Genomic DNA, 15218 nt, shown 5'->3' with positions numbered 1-15218 from the left:
ATATATGCTTAGATTAACATATTTATGTAAAATTAACATCCCGAGCCGGCACCTAATAAAGCAGCTTTTTCGCCAAGAATAGATTTTTTAACAGGAAAACTATAGCCCATAATCAATGCCAGGTGTCTTCTCGTATCTTCAATAAAATAAGCTTCAGCATTGGTTATATTACCCCCCAACACCACTGCCAGTGGCATTTTTTTACGAATGAATTTATGAATAAAACTGGCAAGATTTAAACTGAACTCTGAAAATACCTCTTTAAAATAAGGAGATTGCCTATGGTTGTCTACCAGATCCTTTACATCTTTTATGGCTATTCCACTCAATTCGAAAAACCTGGCAACAAACCACCTTGTAGAGATGTAATCTTCTGCAATCCCTTTTAAGAATGGCATACACCATAAACCGGAATCTACAGCCTTACCATTTACCAGATAGGAGGTTCCCAATCCGGTACCTAATGTTAAACCAATAGCGTGGTCATATCCAGTCAAACTGCCACTAAAAACTTCTCCTTTTAAAAAACATGCCGCATCATTTATAAAATGTATTGCAGAGGGTTGGACACCTAAACGACGGGCCAGCATTTCCTTAATATTCAAACCATAAAGGAGTTCGTATTTCCCCTGCCCCTTTATTTTGCTGATTCCCTTTTTATAGTTCATCGGCCCAGGCATCGCAATGTTGATTTTTAATGATGTGATATCATAACCTCTGCAGGAGTTTTCCAGCGTTTCAGCCCATGCTTTTATAATATCAATTGCCGCACCTGCCGAATTGAGTTTTGTTCTTGACCAGGTATCCTTTAATTCTTCCTTTTTGTTCAGATCGATAAGCGCTGCAGTAATGTGAGAGCCACCGATATCAGCACTTAGGACAAGTTGTTCCATTTTTGTTTTCTATTTGGTTATTTGAAGTCCAAACTTACTCCACAGGATTAATAAATGTTTAAAAAAACATTAACAGCTAGTTTAGCTGAAGATGAAGTAGAAATATTCAGTACTTTCTAAATAAAATATAACAGGCCATGAATGTGAGTCCTGAGATAACGAAAATCCAAAACACCAGGGGGTTACTTTGTTTAGTTGTGATATTGGTTTTCTCCTGTACTTTTTCAGCTGTTTTTACTTTATTGGTCTTCGTCATGGCTATCTGTTCTTTACACCTCCTTTCCTTGTCCAGTCCGCATAACAGCGAATGGTTCTAAAATGTCTGGTCCTTGTATAAACACCATCTCCTTCCCTGTTTCCGGGCAAACTGGTATTTGCTTCGATCGTGCCTATCCAATCGCCTTTTACCTGCGAAACGAAACCACAATGCGCTATTCTTTTTAAGGCTGGAAAATAGATGCCAAACACTAAACCTTGCCCGTCATGCCGAGCGAAGCGAAGCGACGAGGGATCTCCTGAACTATATCCAACCACTCTTTCATTCGGAAATAATACCGGAGACCAGGCCGTTCTGGGTTGATCGTATCCGGCCTTTTTGAAAGCCCAGGAAACAAAAGCTGCGCAATACGGATGGCCTTTGGGTAAGCCAACAGCCGCCAGATATTCTTCAACACGCTTACCATCGTTAAGCCCGGTAGCTTCGCGTACACCTACCTCTGCGCGTGCTATATTAAGCGCTAACAAATCGCGCTCAGGCATCCGACTGCTGCCCATAGCAACAAACCAAATGATGCAAAATAAAATCCTAACTGCTGCCATAACTGAAGCGAATTAAACTGTAAAACCATCATGCCCAAACCAGGCAAACCAATAACTGTCCAAAAGCGCTGCAGCAACCACCAGCACAAACCGGTAACGATCAGAAAGCTAATTAATGCCAGCAATACCAGTAGCCAAATGCTCTGGTCAATCTGCCCCATTGTACCGTCACCTAACATCATTAATTTCGGCGCCGTAAACCACAACAGCAGCATGATCAATGCAACCAGGTAAGGCTCCGTATTTTTCACAACCGGCATCCAGGCCGGTATTCTTAAACTTAAATTTTTCATAATTTCCTATTTTATTATTAACTGAATCCGTCGTCATGTCCTCTCCCTGCGGTTCGAGGTGACGATATTTAAAAAGGGGCTGCTGTAAAACAGCCCCATAAGCTTAAACGACAATATGATCGCCAACAAAGTAACTGTCACTAACCAGTTTGCCATCGGCAGATACAAAACTGATGTAGCACTGTACATGGTCGCCCGAAAAGTTGGCAGGCAGCTGCAGGCTGTAAGCCAAAGCAGACCTGACCGCCCCAGCACGCAAAATCACGAATTTGTCTTTCACTTTGTTGTACACCACAAAGTTTACTTTATCCGTTCCTTTGGCATTGGTTGCTCCGGTATTCATTAGCCATGAATAATCAAGTTTGGCCGCAGTAACCGTATCAATTGCCGGGTCCTGTGGGGGCGTATCCAGTTTACCTTTACTTAATGCTACCTTTGGGTAATCGATGTCGAAAGGTGCAACAGCGGTTACCGCCTCTTTAAGGTTTAGTGATACTGCTGCGTTCATCTGAGACATGGCTGCATCATAATCCTTAAAACCTTCATTGATTACACCATTAAGGCGCCTAAGCCATTGCACTACTACTCGCATCTTGTCGCGTTGGTCCAGTTGCAGCTGCGTTGGTGGTTTGTTTGATTTGGATGGCCGCATAGACAGCACATTTCTTCCTTTTACTTTGCGGCCTACGTGATTGCCTACTCTGCCAATCATATCATAGTCGATACCGCATGTTAAAAATCCCATTTTCTTAAATTTTATGGTTCATAAAAAGCATCCCTAAAAGCTGCATGATCTCCCGGCCGGCAAGACATTTAGCCCGATGCTCAGAACAAACATAAAGAGCCTTTAATCGTCATCCTAGCCATCAAATCATTATGGAACGGATTGAGACTGTTCCATTAAATTTTGGAACGGATAGAGACCATTCAAAAAATAATTCCTGATATTTTGTGGTCTTTTATATCAGACTTGTCTAAGTTCACAATAGATGTCACTCAACGGATCAGGAACAACATATCAAATTTAATTTAGAATTTCTAAATTAATTTTAGAAATTATGTTTTTTGTTTTACCTTTATAAAAGAATAATTGTGGTAGTTATTAGTTATAGTTCTTTAAGAGCTTTTATTATTAAGCATGCGCAATCCAAAGATGCTTTAAACAATTGGTACAGATTAGCCTCACAGGCTGACTGGTCTAATTTCCATGAATTGAAAGATATGTTTGGATCGGTTGATTCCATCGGAAACGACAGATATGTTTTTAATGTTAAAGGCAATTCATACAGGTTGATTTGTTTAATCTTTTTCGATGTGAGAACTGTTTATATAAGATTTGTGGGGTCACACGCTGAATATGATAAACTTAAGGATTGTTCAATGGCATAATCTTCTAGAATAATAAAAATTATGGATAAGATAAATAAGGACGCTGATTACAATAACGTGATGGCTAAAATAAATAGTCTGATGGCTAAAGGAAGCAAAAACGTAACTCCTAAAGAATTAGCAGAAATACGTGAACTTGCATTGGCAGCGCAGCAATATGAGCAAAATAAATATGTGATTGAAGCACCTACAACGCTAGCTGGTATGATTGAAATGAAAATGTATGAGCTTAAGCTGAAGCAAAAAGATCTGGCCGAAAAACTGCATATCAGCAATGCTAAACTTTCGCTGATATTAAACGGTAAGCAAAAACCTGATGTTGAATTTCTAAAGTCAGTGTATAATGAACTCCATGTCGATGCTGATTTCTTGCTTCAGCATGCTTAAATTCATTTAAAGTATTTGCCCCAGCCACTCAATCCTCATCAAAAACCGACGATTTCAGATAATACCAGCTCCGGCCAATCCGCTTCTTAATCCAATTACATTCCTGCCTTCTTCTAAAAAAAGTGCTCCTGGTAATGCACAACAGATCCATAACCGCAGCCTTGGTTAGCCATACCTCTTCCTGCGGCAGCGGATCAGGCAAGGCCAGCTTTGTATCTATTGCTTTCATTAAGGTTAACAATTCCTGTTGCTGCAACAGCAGCATTTGCATGCAAGAGCGCAATTCGTCGGCTATCATAATATAAGAGGTAACATTAAACAAAAAGTAGCCTCCCAAAAAAGGAAGGCTACCGATAAACCCCGCCAAAACTCGGGGCTTACCTAACATTCAGCTTACTGCTGGTAAATCACCTCTGGCGGCAAGCTCAGGTTGGTCGGTGTACCTACAGCACACTCGTTTACTGTGCCGCTGCAGCCATAGTAATTCTCGGCGTCAGTTTTACTGCCTACAAAAGGATTGGTTTCTTCTGGTGGGGCTTCACCACCAGTCCGGTGCCAGGTATATTCCTCATCATTGGCAGCTGGCATGTTTGCAATCGTTGTGGCAAAAGCGCCCAGGGTAGCTACTGTCAGCGCAGCCACCATCATACTTGTTTTGAAGTTTCTCTTCATGATTTTGTTTTTAAATGATTAATAAAATTTGTTGTTTATATATTCAGATCTGGAATATCACATTAAATAAAGCGCCCGTCATTGTTGTGCATGCCCCGCCCAATGTCATTGTGCATGCCCCGCCCCGTCATCTCGAGGCAAGCGCAGCGACGAGAGACCTCTTGAACTATGCATAACCAAGAGATCTCTCCTATCGTCGAGATGACGGGAAGGGGCATGCCCGGGCCCGCAACGGCCACTTATTACCCAACCCCCTCATCCCCAACCATGCCACTCCCATAAACCCAGCGTTAAAATACAGGTGCCCTTTCCAGGAAAGCAAACTCACCACACCCCCACAGGTACAACCCAGCTTCAAACCCGACAACATCATGCCCCCTATGTACACTTCAAACACACCCAGCAACACAAACGCCGCCTTAAACCCAATTTTATAACCCCCGGGCAACAACAAACAGCCCACAATCACAAATTCCACCAAGGGCACCAGCACCGCCAGCACCGGCGCCAAAGTCTGCATCAGCACCAGCGGCGAAAGCCGCATCTGGAAAATAAACTTTTCATATTCCAGTACTTTGCTTACTGCCGTATACATAAACAGCATCCCCAATAAAACCGTACAGGTTCCTATAATTATGGGCTTAAGTCTTTTCCTATTCATATTGATCATTCTTTATTTCCTGTAAAAATTTCTGCTTCCTTTAGCGATGGTAAAATTAGAGAGGATTCGCTGCACGGATGTACTCATCCTGAGTACAAAACCTAGAAATTTAACAGGCCTTGAGTTTTTAATTTCTCTCTAACCCTTCTCAACACGCCTACACTCACATTTAAAAAACAAGCAACGCATTTATCCTTTATCGGGCTTTTCCTGGGTGGCAGCAAACCGATGTACCGGTTATAAAAATGAAATACCCTTTCCTCTACCTCCATAGCCAGCAATTTTGCCCGCGCAGCCTCCTTTCCATCACTATATTTCAAAGCAGTAGATAAAGCCATCGTTTCCATACCTGGCATGTCCTCGTAAATCTCCTTCATCCTCGCATCGCTGATGCTCCAAACCAGCGTATCCTTACAAGCCACTATCGTAAAAACAGAAACCGTTTGTTTCATAAAGCAGTTCAATGCTACAATCGTGTTCTCGCGATAAATCCGCATCACATACCTGTCCAGCTTAATGTCAAAGCCGTACACCATTACAAAGCCTCTTACCACATAGTAAGCCTTTGCCGGTACGGCCCCTTCATTTTCCAGCACCCTGCTTTTGCTACAAAACGCTTCCACAATCATGTGCTGCCATAAATAATCTTCCAGTTCATCCGGCAAGGGCACCGCCGGGTCAATGCTGCACAGCAAGGCCATCAGCCTTGCAAAAGCGTTTTTGTTGTTTAACATACCTGATCACGTTAACGGTAAATATTTTCCATAAAAGGGCTTTTCCGTATAACTACGGCCTGCATCATTCCAGGCCAGCTCCATCAGATACGCCAGGATATTCCGGTAACCTTTATAGTGCTGCTCCAGGTTAATGTCTATACCTGCAACCGTACTTTTATTGTTGCGGGCATGCCATACCGGATAATAGCTGGCACCAACTATGGCGCAGGCCACAAACCTGAAATCTACAGGGCCATCTGCAAAATGCCGGTCGGTTAAAGCCAGCAAAGGCGCGCCGCCAGCTTCCCTTTCTTCCGATAACCTGCGCAGCAGCGGATTGTTCCCAACTCCGGTCTGGCTCCAGATGATGCTCTGCATTTCCCCGTCGGCAGCAAAAAAATCATAGCTGCTCAGCATCATTCCGGTAAACATTTCCAAAATCTCCTCATCCCTTGCACCCTCAGGCAGCATATATTGTTCAAAGCAAAACACCCAATAGTCTTTGGTTTTGATGTAAGCCTCTTTCAAGCCGTTTAAATTGCCAAAGCGCTTGTTTACCACACCCGGGTCCATGCCAATCATCCGGGCCACCTTAGTAGAAGTAATGGCTTCAAAGCCTTCTTCCCTTACAATTTTACCAGTAGCCTCCAGCAATTTTCTAATCGCCTCATCCGCATCTCTTTCTTTGTATTCCTTTCGTTTTGTCATATTCAAAATGTATACTTATTCAAAGTTTTTAATGTTCATTTTCACTTTAACCCATTCCCAGGCCTCCAGTATCCTGTCCATATGGTCTATGGTATGGGCAGCCGTAATGCTCATCCTGATCCGCGCACTTTTCAGGTTTACTGCCGGGTAGCCAATCTGGTTGGCATACACACCCGCTTCCAGCAGCAACTTGCATACCTCCGCATTTAAGCCCGGCCTGCCGATGATCACCGGCACTATCGCACTGGCGCTGTGCTCTGTATTCAGCCGCAAATCATGCAGTCCTTTTTTCAGGTAATTGATGTTTTCCCAGAGCTTAACCTTACGCCAGGGTTCCTCATCTATCAGGTCTATGCTTTTCAGCACACAGCGCGATGCCGGTGTGGGTGCAACAGAAAAGATATGCTGCGCAGCCTGGTACTTCAGGTATTCAATCAGCTCCGGATCGGCTACCACGTAGCCGCCCAGGTGCCCAAAAGTTTTGCTAAAGGTGCCGGTAATGATGTCTACATCCTGATAAGCATCATGCAGTTCGATCACGCCCCTGCCCGTCTCACCGATTACCCCAACCCCGTGCGCATCGTCCATAGCCAGAAAGGCACCGTACTTTTTGCACAAATACACAATGTCCGCAAGCGGGGCCAGATCCGCAGGCTGGCTGTACACCCCATCTATCACCACCACCATGCTCCGGTATTTGCCCTGGTTCCCTTTCAGTATCCTTTCCAGGTGTTCCATGTTGTTGTGCAAAAAGGTTTTCACATTAGTGGTGTATTTAACCCCTTCTATCATGCTGGCATGCACCCCTGCATCTGCAATGGCCAGGTCTTCTTTTTTAAACAAGGCCTGCATGGTGGCCGTATTGGCGGTATAACCGGTGGTAAACAGCATGGCCGCTTCACGCTTAAAAAATCCTGCAATCTTCTGTTCTATTTCCACATGAAAATCCATCTGCCCGCCAATGGCCGGGCTGGCCGTAACACCCACGCCGTATTTTTCTATGCCGGCAATGGCAGCCGCTTTTACGGCGGGGTGCTGGCTCAACCCCAGGTAGTCATTATATACCGTAGCCACGTATATCTTATCCGGTTCCCCTTCCAGTATTACCTCTGCGGTGCTGCCACTTAAACAAACCTGCCGGTAGTTCCAGTGTCCGCGGCTTTGCCAGTTGGCAATGTACTGCCCAAACAGTTCCGCCTTCTGGTAAATGTTTTTGTCCTTCGGGTTTTCGTAATCTTTAAAGCTTGCATTTTCGTGGTTCTGGTTTTCTTTCATAATTTCTCGTTGTTTTTGATGCAGCGAAATTAAACCGGATTTACACGTTCAGCTTTGCGTTAAGGGATTATATTTTTATTTATTTTGTTCATTATCAAATAGTTAATCCGAAATAAAAGGCACAGCAAAGCCTCCAATTTTAGTGCATTTCCCTTGCCGTTTTTCAGCAGTTACAGGGGCATAAAATTGCAGGCAGTTCAGAAAACAGGAGCTGATGTAGAATTATTTCATGGTGATGTTTTTATTAGTTTTTTATGATTATTAATGGTTAGTTCAGTTTTATAGTTTTTTGTACAGTAATTTTTTGCGAAACATGGAACAGGAGAAGAAAAATTCTTCCTGTTCCACCTAATCGCCAGAAAATGTTTAATGGATTTAGTACCGGTTTGCCGCCAGCAATGCTGGGGCATAAGAAACGGAAAAAGCCGCTTATCAGCGGCTCACAAATGGTATTCGATAATAAGTATTATAGCAGCCTGCTGTGTTTATTTCTTCATGCGCTCAGTACCAGGATCAAGTTATTTTTGTATTCTATAAAATCATTTATTACCGATTTGAAACCCCATATTTTTTTTACCAGAGTCAATTTTGCGATCTAGCTTGTCCGTTTTCTGCTGCAGTTCGTCGAGATACTGAAAAACAATCTCCATATTCTTACCCTGGTTGTTTAGCTTTTGTTTTATCTTCTCTATTTCTAACCTTAAATCCGTGTTATCAAAAAGCATCTGCCTTACTTTTGTAAAAATTCGCATTATGTGAATATTAACCTGAATAGCTTGCTTGCTATTCAAAACACTGGAAAGCATTAAAACCCCGTGTTCAGTAAAGGCAAAAGGCAACTTTCTAGTTCCTCCCCAACTTGAAGTCGCAAATTGCGACTTCAAGACCGACCACTCAGATTCGTTTAGCTGAAACATAAAATCATCCGGAAACCGATCAATGTTTCTATTGACCTGTTCATTCAAACGTTTTACTTCAACATCATAAAGTTCTGATAGATCTTTATCCAACATTACCTTTTGATCTCTGATCATATATATTTTACTCAAAACCACTTCGTCGGGAAGCCCAATTTGTTTTTCTGTCATAATAACTAAGTTAGTAGCCAAATATAAACAATTACGACTTAATTAAACCAATAATTAATTAAATATCTTTATAATCACAAAATACTGGCGTTTCTTCCAAAATATTGACACTGCAGGATGTGTATGCATAGGCGGAGATCCTGAGATGAACTCAGGATGACGGCGCGTGGGGCAAAGCCCTGTACTAAATCCATCTTTTCAAAGAACGCTTTACGCCGGGCCATCCCCGCATTTAATCTGTTATATCTTTATCTTACACCCTAAACAGTTTGTAACCGGCACTGCCAATCACCATCAGGGTAAACATCGTTTCTATACTGATTTCATCAAGGTCTTCCAACTGTTCCAGTTCCAGCGTATCGATAAACTGTGCTAAGCCAAACCTGGCTTTTAGCTGGTACCGTTCCGGATATTCTTCCTGGTTTCTTAGCGTAACAGATAAGCTGATGGTTTCATCATCAATCAGGTCCAGTTCAACGCCGGTAGGCGTAGCAATTTTATTGGAGTTAGCCCAGAAATGGGCCAGTAACAGGTTAGTAGAGATCATGTTAATTTAAATAAGGTTATTTTATCACATAATTTTATTGCATCGTCATCCTGAATTTATTTCAGGATCTCATTTTCCTTGCTCATTTATCAAAATATTGGTTCAATTGACATTAAAAAAAAGCGTATCAATACGCTCTGTTTTTACCAGCTCCAATAAATCCAGTAGTTCTGTTAAGCCCGCATCTATTTTTTTAATCCGTTGGCGTTGCTTCTTATTGGCATCAGCCAGTAATTCCAGTGTTCTTCCCTGCAGCTGCAGCAATTGCGTCTTATTATGGTAGTATTTAACCGTTGCCAGTCCCCTGTCTTCTTCCAGGCACAGCCTGTGCAGTTCGATGATCAGACTAAGCAGAAACTCATCGATATGATGGTGTGCAGGAACTGGGAACAGTTCTTCAAAGTGTACCACATCCCAAAGCCTTCGGTATAGCAAGGTCATATCTTCCGGATTGTCTGCTTTCATTAATCTCTGGGCTTCAACAGGTTTAGCTTTTCTTCATCCAGCACGGGAATTAAATCAATGTATTCCTTTTCGAATAAGTCCCAGAGGATGGTATTGGCTTCTTTTCTACTAATGCCCAACGCGGCCATGAGGGTATTGGTATCCAATACTGGCTCCTCGTCATAGGGGATAAATTTTGTTTCTTTCATAGGTTTGTTTTTATATTTTTTGCTCGAAACGCTCCAATAATTTCCGCTGCAGCACCATAACTTTAGCAGTACACGCATTTAGTTTTTCCTTTAACACTTCATTCTCCTGATTTACTACCGCCTCCTCTTCATCCAGCAACCAGCTTGCCTTTACTTCAAATATTCCTGCCAGTAACTTTAACCTGCTTACCGATACCTCTGTAAATGCACATTCAATTTTACTGTATGCCGGTACAGAAATACCCAGCAGCTCTGCCATATGTTTCTGGCTCCAGTGCCGTTTTTTGCGCAGGGCTCTTATTTTTTGGCTGATAGTGATATCGTACATATTTTGAGTTGTTAATCCCTCATCCAATTCAGCCATTTCCATCTAGTCTTCACAATTTTTTTAACCACTGGTTTTTCACCATTATAATACTTGTCCATTGCTTCTGATTTTAAAACCCATTCCAGCAGCTCCAATTCCTTTTCCATAATCTCTTGCCTTAATCGTTGCTCTTTCTGTCCCAGTTCCGCAATCAACTTATCTTTCCACTCAATGTCTTTGAGATTTTGCTGATAAAGCCGCTCAAATTCTTCATCGGTTAGCATAAATTCATTTCTAATTTCTTTAATAAGGGAAGGAGTCTCCACAACCTTCCCCCATTTATTAACTAAACTTATTGATGAAACCAAGAGCCGCTAATATTTTTAAATTTTCAACCTTACTACCGTAAACGAATGCGGCGCCAGGTCAACCTTCAGTTCCTTTCCTTTAAGCGTTACCGCAGCCGTAACAGGTTTTACCAGCTCCGGCATCTCTATGCTGTTCACTTCATCAGGTTTACCTTTCAATACAGTAAGGCTCGCCTTACCACCCTTTAAGCCCGCTATACTTTTAACCTTTGCCGTGCCCGATGGGTTCACCAGCTTTACAATCAATTCCCTTTTTACCTTATCCACAACCGCACTGGCCCAAACACTATCTTGTCCGGCAATACTTTCCCCGTTCAAAGTCATCGGCACTACATCTGTTCCCTTATTCATAGCATACATTTGCTGCACATAATAACTTGGGGTAGCATATGATGATTTATTGTCAAACCAGATCAGGTTCGGTGTCCATTGCCAGTCCTTAACATGGGCAAACAGTGGCGCATAGGCCGCCATCGTTACGATATCAGCGTTCCGTTCCAAACCCGTCATCCAGGCGGCCTCTGCCAAAGCGCATAGCATCGTATTTTTATTGCCCGAATTTCCTATCCGGATGCTATGACAGGCATACTCTCCAATAAAGATCTTTGGCCCTTTCCGGTCGTAATTGTCATACTTACCCGCATTCATCAAAAACCAGTTCGGGGTTTGGTAGTAATGCTCATCAATAATGTCTACTTTCATTTTCCGCAATACCGAATCCATATACTTAAACTGTGGATTAGGCGTGTATCCAGTGCTGGTGATCAGTTGAATAGAAGGATAACGCGATTTAATCGCTTTAGTAAACAGTTCCAGCCGCTCCACATATTGCGGGCCCCAATTCTCGTTACCAATACCCAGTAATTTCATATTAAAAGGCTCAGGATGTCCAAGTTCCGCACGTTTCTTTCCCCAACCGGTAGCTGCAGGGCCGTTTGCAAACTCAATCAGGTCCAGTGCATCCTGCACATATTCATCCATCTGATCAGCAGCCACCACTTCACCGGCCCCAAACTGACAGCTCAACCCGCAGTTCAGAATCGGCATGGGCTCACACTTCATATCAGCACACAGCTGAAAGTATTCCATAAAACCCAGGCCATAGCTCTGATAATAATCCGGCATGGCCCTGCCCGATGCACCACCGTCTTTCCATTGGTTGGAAATCAGTTTCCGCTCTTCCAAAGGCCCGATGGTCTTTTTCCATTGATAACGGGTGGTCAGATCATCACCCTCTACAATACAACCTCCCGGAAAACGCATAAAGCCAGGCTTAATATCCGCCAGCTTCTGCACCAGATCTGCCCGCATATTTTTTGCGGCACCCTTCCAGGTATCCGTAGGCATCAGGCTGATCCGGTCGATATCCAGCTTGCCTGTACCCTCAAACCGCAGCACCAACTTGCCGTTAACGGTAGTATCAGATGGAGTAATCGTGCTTTCCAATATTTTCCACCCGTGTCTAGCCCCCTCGCTGCTAACGCGCCCGATACTAGTTCGCTCGCTAACGCGCCCGTCATCTCGAGCACCGTTTTTGTCATCCAGAGCACCGCGAAGGATCTCACTCCCCACAACACTACCCTTACTATTAACAATTTCAACCTTCACCTTCAAGCCCTCAACATGCAATCTAACCAACAAGCTAACCTTATACTCCAGCCCCTTCTTCACCGTTACCCCGCCAAATCCCTCATTCTGTAACAATACATTCTCCGGCCTTTCCGCCGTAACCTGCAGGTATTTCGGATTATTCGGGTTCACAGCAGCATTGTTAATGATCTGAAACACCTCATTCCGGCCATAACTTTGCCTGGAGGGCACCGTTTTCCAGCCCATAAATGCATCAGGAAAATCAAAGCTCCGGTTTTTCACCAGCTCGGCATACATACCACCATCGGCACCACGGTTAATGTCTTCAAAAAACAAACCCCACATGGTAGGTTGTATCTTGGCTTTAACCGTATTCAGGTCAACAATATAATTCTGAGCAGTAACAAATAAGGGAAGGGCTAATGATAAAATCAGCAATAGTCGTTTCATGTTTATAATAAGGTTAGTTTAATAAACGTTAATCATACGCTTAATTAAAAGAGCACCAATGATCAACAACACGAATTTCTGCAACCCAGGCAAATTCAAATAAACCAATATGGAATTAACATGATACAATCTTACCTAAACATCATTGATTGCATAGAAAATATATCATGAAAAACAGACAGGACATTATTTCCCATGTTAAACCAATGCGAGGCATAACAGTAATAACAGATCTAAAAACAAAAATCCCTGAATCAATGATCCAGGGATTTTATTACTATACAATAACACTATAATATATTATAATTAAAGTACACTAGTTTTAATATTTTTAATTAAGTCTTTAGCCCGTTTAATCTGTTCAGGGAAAAGAACCTGTCCCTTCAACCGATACGCTACTAATGACAGCAATGCTGATTCAGGGACCTTTACAAGATTATCTTTACTGCTTTTCTTGTTTTTCATATCACAAATTTAAAAATTATTTTTTAATAACCCATACAGAATCATACTGAACGTGAGGAGCATAATCGTCTATAGTTACTTCATCATTGACATCTCTTATGCTTCCAAAAAATTTATATGTCATACTAAGTTCGTTAAAATTTCTGTTCACATAATATCTATATACATTAATTCTTCTGTGTTGTTTTTTACATGTTGCTCTACATTTCTTTACACAAGAACCCCTACAGCTTTCAACAAACTCTGCCGAGCTATCACTGCCTTGCACCAATATAACTGCATCAGAAAATTTGTCAAAAAATTTAGGAATTGTGCTCAACACCGTATTAAACACAGCATATACATCCCCATTAACCGTATTAATGCTGTCATTAATTTTTCCACTGAAAATATCATAATCACCAAAACCCAGGTTATAAACTTTTCTTTCGCTAAAGTTCATAACATAATCAAATTGTACCGCTTTAACCACATCTCTTATACCTTTACTAACAAAAAGGTATTCAACTCCATCATCTGATAAATTTTCTTCCCTTATTAAATAATTAGGTGTCGCCATAGAATATAAATTACTTTTCAGTAAATTTAATCAACACACACGAATAAACGTAGATTTGCAATTAAAAAATAGACAAAATGAATATCCTCAACTGGTTTTTAATTGGAACCGAGCAAGAGTACAATCGTGCGATTGTACAATATGAAGAAATAAAGCGGGTATCCAAAGGGACACCTAAGCATAAGGAAAAACTTCTTTTGGCACATCTGATTTCTGAATATGAGCATAAGAAAAGTGAACTTCCTGAAGTTGGCCCGGTAGAAATGATCAAAATCCAAATGGAAGACTTTGGCTATAAATCAGCCGATTTGGCTGTAGCTTATGGTGATAAAGGGACTATAAGTAAGGTATTAAACTATAAGCAATCTCTTTCTTTGACAATGATCCGAAAATTTAGTAAACTATTGCATATCCCGGCAGAAGCCTTGGTTAAGGAATACGAACTGAAGACCAACATTTAATATCTGAGATACTATCTCCGTAACCTCTTCAGAATCATGCCGAAAACTCTTTATTCCAAGTGGGGTAATCAATCAGGTGAACCAGCTCATCAAGTACGATGCGTAAATCGTCTTTTATTTTTTCTATATCTGCTTTTTGTATAAAATAGCGTCTATTATGGGCACTCTGATCTCCCATTTTTTTAAGTGATGGAATTGCAGACCTTGCATTTCGTCCAATCGTCCAGGTGTCTTCTGAAAGCAATTTATCTATCAGATCACTTAAATAGAAGAAATTTCCTCTCCCATCTTTTATCTTCATCTCTATTTTATAACGTTCAAAGGTCTCGATGACCAGCACCTCCAGCAGTTTTCTAGTCATTACAGCACAAGCATCATATAAAGCATTATCATAGCATTTACAAGCCTGTGTGGCTATCTTAACCAGATGACCGCGTGTCTGGTCAAAAATGGCAAGCGGAAAATAATCATTTGTGGCAGGCGAAGAAGGAAGAATGCCTATCTGCTTTTCTAGTTCGTCTTGGTACTGGCGTTCTAAATGGTACTCAGACTTATTTAGTATAAATTTTCTTTTAACACCCTTTGATTTAATTGCATGTTTCTTCAGGTATGCAGGTATGTTCGAATAAGGATCGTATCTGAGTTGAGAAAAGCAATCTTTAATTGCTGCATTTGTGGTGCCAGACACGTCTTTAACAACTGTTAGATAATAAACAAAGAAATCCATTTTAACAGCCGAAGACAAACTGGCAAAGTTAGGAACCTTAGCAACAAAGATTTCGAGTGTTTCGCTATTCATTATTCCAAAACCTTAATTTATTTTTCCCATTTGTAGTTATCTTTATATTTTTAGAATCCGCTGTATCTATCCATTTTTTCATAAAAGCAGTATTTCGTGTTGCGTTTCCTACGTTAGC

23 protein-coding genes are annotated in these 15218 nt (G+C 41.6%); 3 read left to right on the top strand and 20 right to left on the bottom strand.

What is annotated here, in order from left to right:
* Positions 1–32: 32 nt before the first annotated feature.
* The 4 genes from R2Q85_RS21515 to R2Q85_RS21500 all read right to left on the bottom strand — a co-directional run bounded on the left by R2Q85_RS21515 (position 33) and on the right by R2Q85_RS21500 (position 2750).
* Positions 33–893, bottom strand: a complete 861-nt coding sequence (locus R2Q85_RS21515; protein WP_316813865.1) for an ROK family protein — start codon at positions 891–893, stop codon at positions 33–35.
* Positions 894–1151: 258 nt separating this feature from the next.
* The gene (locus R2Q85_RS21510; protein ID WP_316813864.1) at positions 1152–1667 is read right to left on the bottom strand and encodes a peptidoglycan-binding protein; all 516 of its coding nucleotides are present in this window, start codon (positions 1665–1667) and stop codon (positions 1152–1154) included.
* Positions 1631–2005 (bottom strand): hypothetical protein, encoded by a 375-nt coding sequence (locus tag R2Q85_RS21505; protein WP_316813863.1) that lies wholly within the window; start codon positions 2003–2005, stop codon positions 1631–1633. Before R2Q85_RS21505 ends, R2Q85_RS21510 begins: the two co-directional genes overlap by 37 nt.
* 103 nt (positions 2006–2108) lie before the next feature.
* Positions 2109–2750, bottom strand: a complete 642-nt coding sequence (locus R2Q85_RS21500; RefSeq protein WP_316813862.1) for a DUF6266 family protein — start codon at positions 2748–2750, stop codon at positions 2109–2111.
* A 347-nt stretch (positions 2751–3097) separates the two neighbouring features.
* Here R2Q85_RS21500 and R2Q85_RS21495 point away from each other — a divergent pair, with 347 nt between their 5' ends.
* Positions 3098–3394: a type II toxin-antitoxin system HigB family toxin gene (locus R2Q85_RS21495; RefSeq protein WP_316813861.1), complete on the top strand. Its 297-nt coding sequence runs from the start codon at positions 3098–3100 to the stop codon at positions 3392–3394.
* 21 nt (positions 3395–3415) lie between these two features.
* On the top strand, positions 3416–3781 hold the full coding sequence (locus R2Q85_RS21490; protein WP_316813860.1) for a helix-turn-helix domain-containing protein: 366 nt from the start codon (positions 3416–3418) through the stop codon (positions 3779–3781).
* Positions 3782–3809: 28 nt separating this feature from the next.
* Here the strand turns inward: R2Q85_RS21490 and R2Q85_RS21485 are convergent, their stop codons facing one another.
* From R2Q85_RS21485 to R2Q85_RS21415, 15 genes are all read right to left on the bottom strand, one after another.
* On the bottom strand, positions 3810–4079 hold the full coding sequence (locus tag R2Q85_RS21485) for a hypothetical protein (RefSeq protein WP_316813859.1): 270 nt from the start codon (positions 4077–4079) through the stop codon (positions 3810–3812).
* Positions 4080–4174: 95 nt separating this feature from the next.
* On the bottom strand, positions 4175–4453 hold the full coding sequence (locus R2Q85_RS21480; protein ID WP_316813858.1) for a hypothetical protein: 279 nt from the start codon (positions 4451–4453) through the stop codon (positions 4175–4177).
* Between the two features lie 190 nt (positions 4454–4643).
* Positions 4644–5114 carry a MauE/DoxX family redox-associated membrane protein gene (locus R2Q85_RS21475; RefSeq protein WP_316813857.1) on the bottom strand — a complete coding sequence of 157 codons (471 nt, stop codon included), beginning with the start codon at positions 5112–5114 and terminating at the stop codon, positions 4644–4646.
* A gap of 101 nt (positions 5115–5215) precedes the next feature.
* Complete coding sequence (locus R2Q85_RS21470; protein ID WP_316813856.1) at positions 5216–5848, bottom strand: Crp/Fnr family transcriptional regulator; 633 nt, start codon at positions 5846–5848, stop codon at positions 5216–5218.
* A 6-nt stretch (positions 5849–5854) separates the two neighbouring features.
* Positions 5855–6538, bottom strand: coding sequence for a TetR/AcrR family transcriptional regulator (locus R2Q85_RS21465; protein WP_316813855.1), 684 nt, complete (start codon positions 6536–6538; stop codon positions 5855–5857).
* Between the two features lie 15 nt (positions 6539–6553).
* The gene (locus R2Q85_RS21460; RefSeq protein WP_316813854.1) at positions 6554–7813 is read right to left on the bottom strand and encodes an aminotransferase class I/II-fold pyridoxal phosphate-dependent enzyme; all 1260 of its coding nucleotides are present in this window, start codon (positions 7811–7813) and stop codon (positions 6554–6556) included.
* A 539-nt stretch (positions 7814–8352) separates the two neighbouring features.
* The gene (locus R2Q85_RS21455; RefSeq protein WP_316813853.1) at positions 8353–8901 is read right to left on the bottom strand and encodes an ORF6N domain-containing protein; all 549 of its coding nucleotides are present in this window, start codon (positions 8899–8901) and stop codon (positions 8353–8355) included.
* 253 nt (positions 8902–9154) lie between these two features.
* On the bottom strand, positions 9155–9448 hold the full coding sequence (locus R2Q85_RS21450; protein ID WP_316813852.1) for a hypothetical protein: 294 nt from the start codon (positions 9446–9448) through the stop codon (positions 9155–9157).
* A gap of 102 nt (positions 9449–9550) precedes the next feature.
* Positions 9551–9913, bottom strand: a complete 363-nt coding sequence (locus tag R2Q85_RS21445) for a hypothetical protein (RefSeq protein WP_316813851.1) — start codon at positions 9911–9913, stop codon at positions 9551–9553.
* Positions 9913–10101: a hypothetical protein gene (locus R2Q85_RS21440; RefSeq protein ID WP_316813850.1), complete on the bottom strand. Its 189-nt coding sequence runs from the start codon at positions 10099–10101 to the stop codon at positions 9913–9915. The genes R2Q85_RS21445 and R2Q85_RS21440 overlap by 1 nt, the downstream gene beginning before the upstream one ends.
* 10 nt (positions 10102–10111) lie before the next feature.
* Positions 10112–10429, bottom strand: coding sequence for a helix-turn-helix transcriptional regulator (locus R2Q85_RS21435; protein ID WP_316813849.1), 318 nt, complete (start codon positions 10427–10429; stop codon positions 10112–10114).
* 11 nt (positions 10430–10440) lie between these two features.
* The gene (locus tag R2Q85_RS21430) at positions 10441–10776 is read right to left on the bottom strand and encodes a hypothetical protein (RefSeq protein WP_316813848.1); all 336 of its coding nucleotides are present in this window, start codon (positions 10774–10776) and stop codon (positions 10441–10443) included.
* A 15-nt stretch (positions 10777–10791) separates the two neighbouring features.
* Positions 10792–12816, bottom strand: coding sequence for an alpha-L-arabinofuranosidase C-terminal domain-containing protein (locus R2Q85_RS21425; RefSeq protein ID WP_316813847.1), 2025 nt, complete (start codon positions 12814–12816; stop codon positions 10792–10794).
* A 306-nt stretch (positions 12817–13122) separates the two neighbouring features.
* The gene (locus tag R2Q85_RS21420) at positions 13123–13281 is read right to left on the bottom strand and encodes a hypothetical protein (RefSeq protein ID WP_316813846.1); all 159 of its coding nucleotides are present in this window, start codon (positions 13279–13281) and stop codon (positions 13123–13125) included.
* 16 nt (positions 13282–13297) lie between these two features.
* Complete coding sequence (locus R2Q85_RS21415) at positions 13298–13840, bottom strand: DUF6934 family protein (protein WP_316813845.1); 543 nt, start codon at positions 13838–13840, stop codon at positions 13298–13300.
* A 77-nt stretch (positions 13841–13917) separates the two neighbouring features.
* Here R2Q85_RS21415 and R2Q85_RS21410 point away from each other — a divergent pair, with 77 nt between their 5' ends.
* Positions 13918–14301, top strand: a complete 384-nt coding sequence (locus tag R2Q85_RS21410; RefSeq protein ID WP_316813844.1) for an XRE family transcriptional regulator — start codon at positions 13918–13920, stop codon at positions 14299–14301.
* Positions 14302–14335: 34 nt separating this feature from the next.
* Here the strand turns inward: R2Q85_RS21410 and R2Q85_RS21405 are convergent, their stop codons facing one another.
* On the bottom strand, positions 14336–15100 hold the full coding sequence (locus tag R2Q85_RS21405) for a DUF4145 domain-containing protein (protein ID WP_316813843.1): 765 nt from the start codon (positions 15098–15100) through the stop codon (positions 14336–14338).
* Positions 15101–15218 lie beyond the last annotated feature (118 nt).

Source organism: Pedobacter heparinus, from assembly GCF_032678725.1.
Lineage (GTDB): Bacteria > Bacteroidota > Bacteroidia > Sphingobacteriales > Sphingobacteriaceae > Pedobacter > Pedobacter heparinus_A.
The sequence above is the reverse complement of the archived record's forward strand: the minus strand, read 5'-3'. Positions and strand labels throughout refer to the sequence as shown.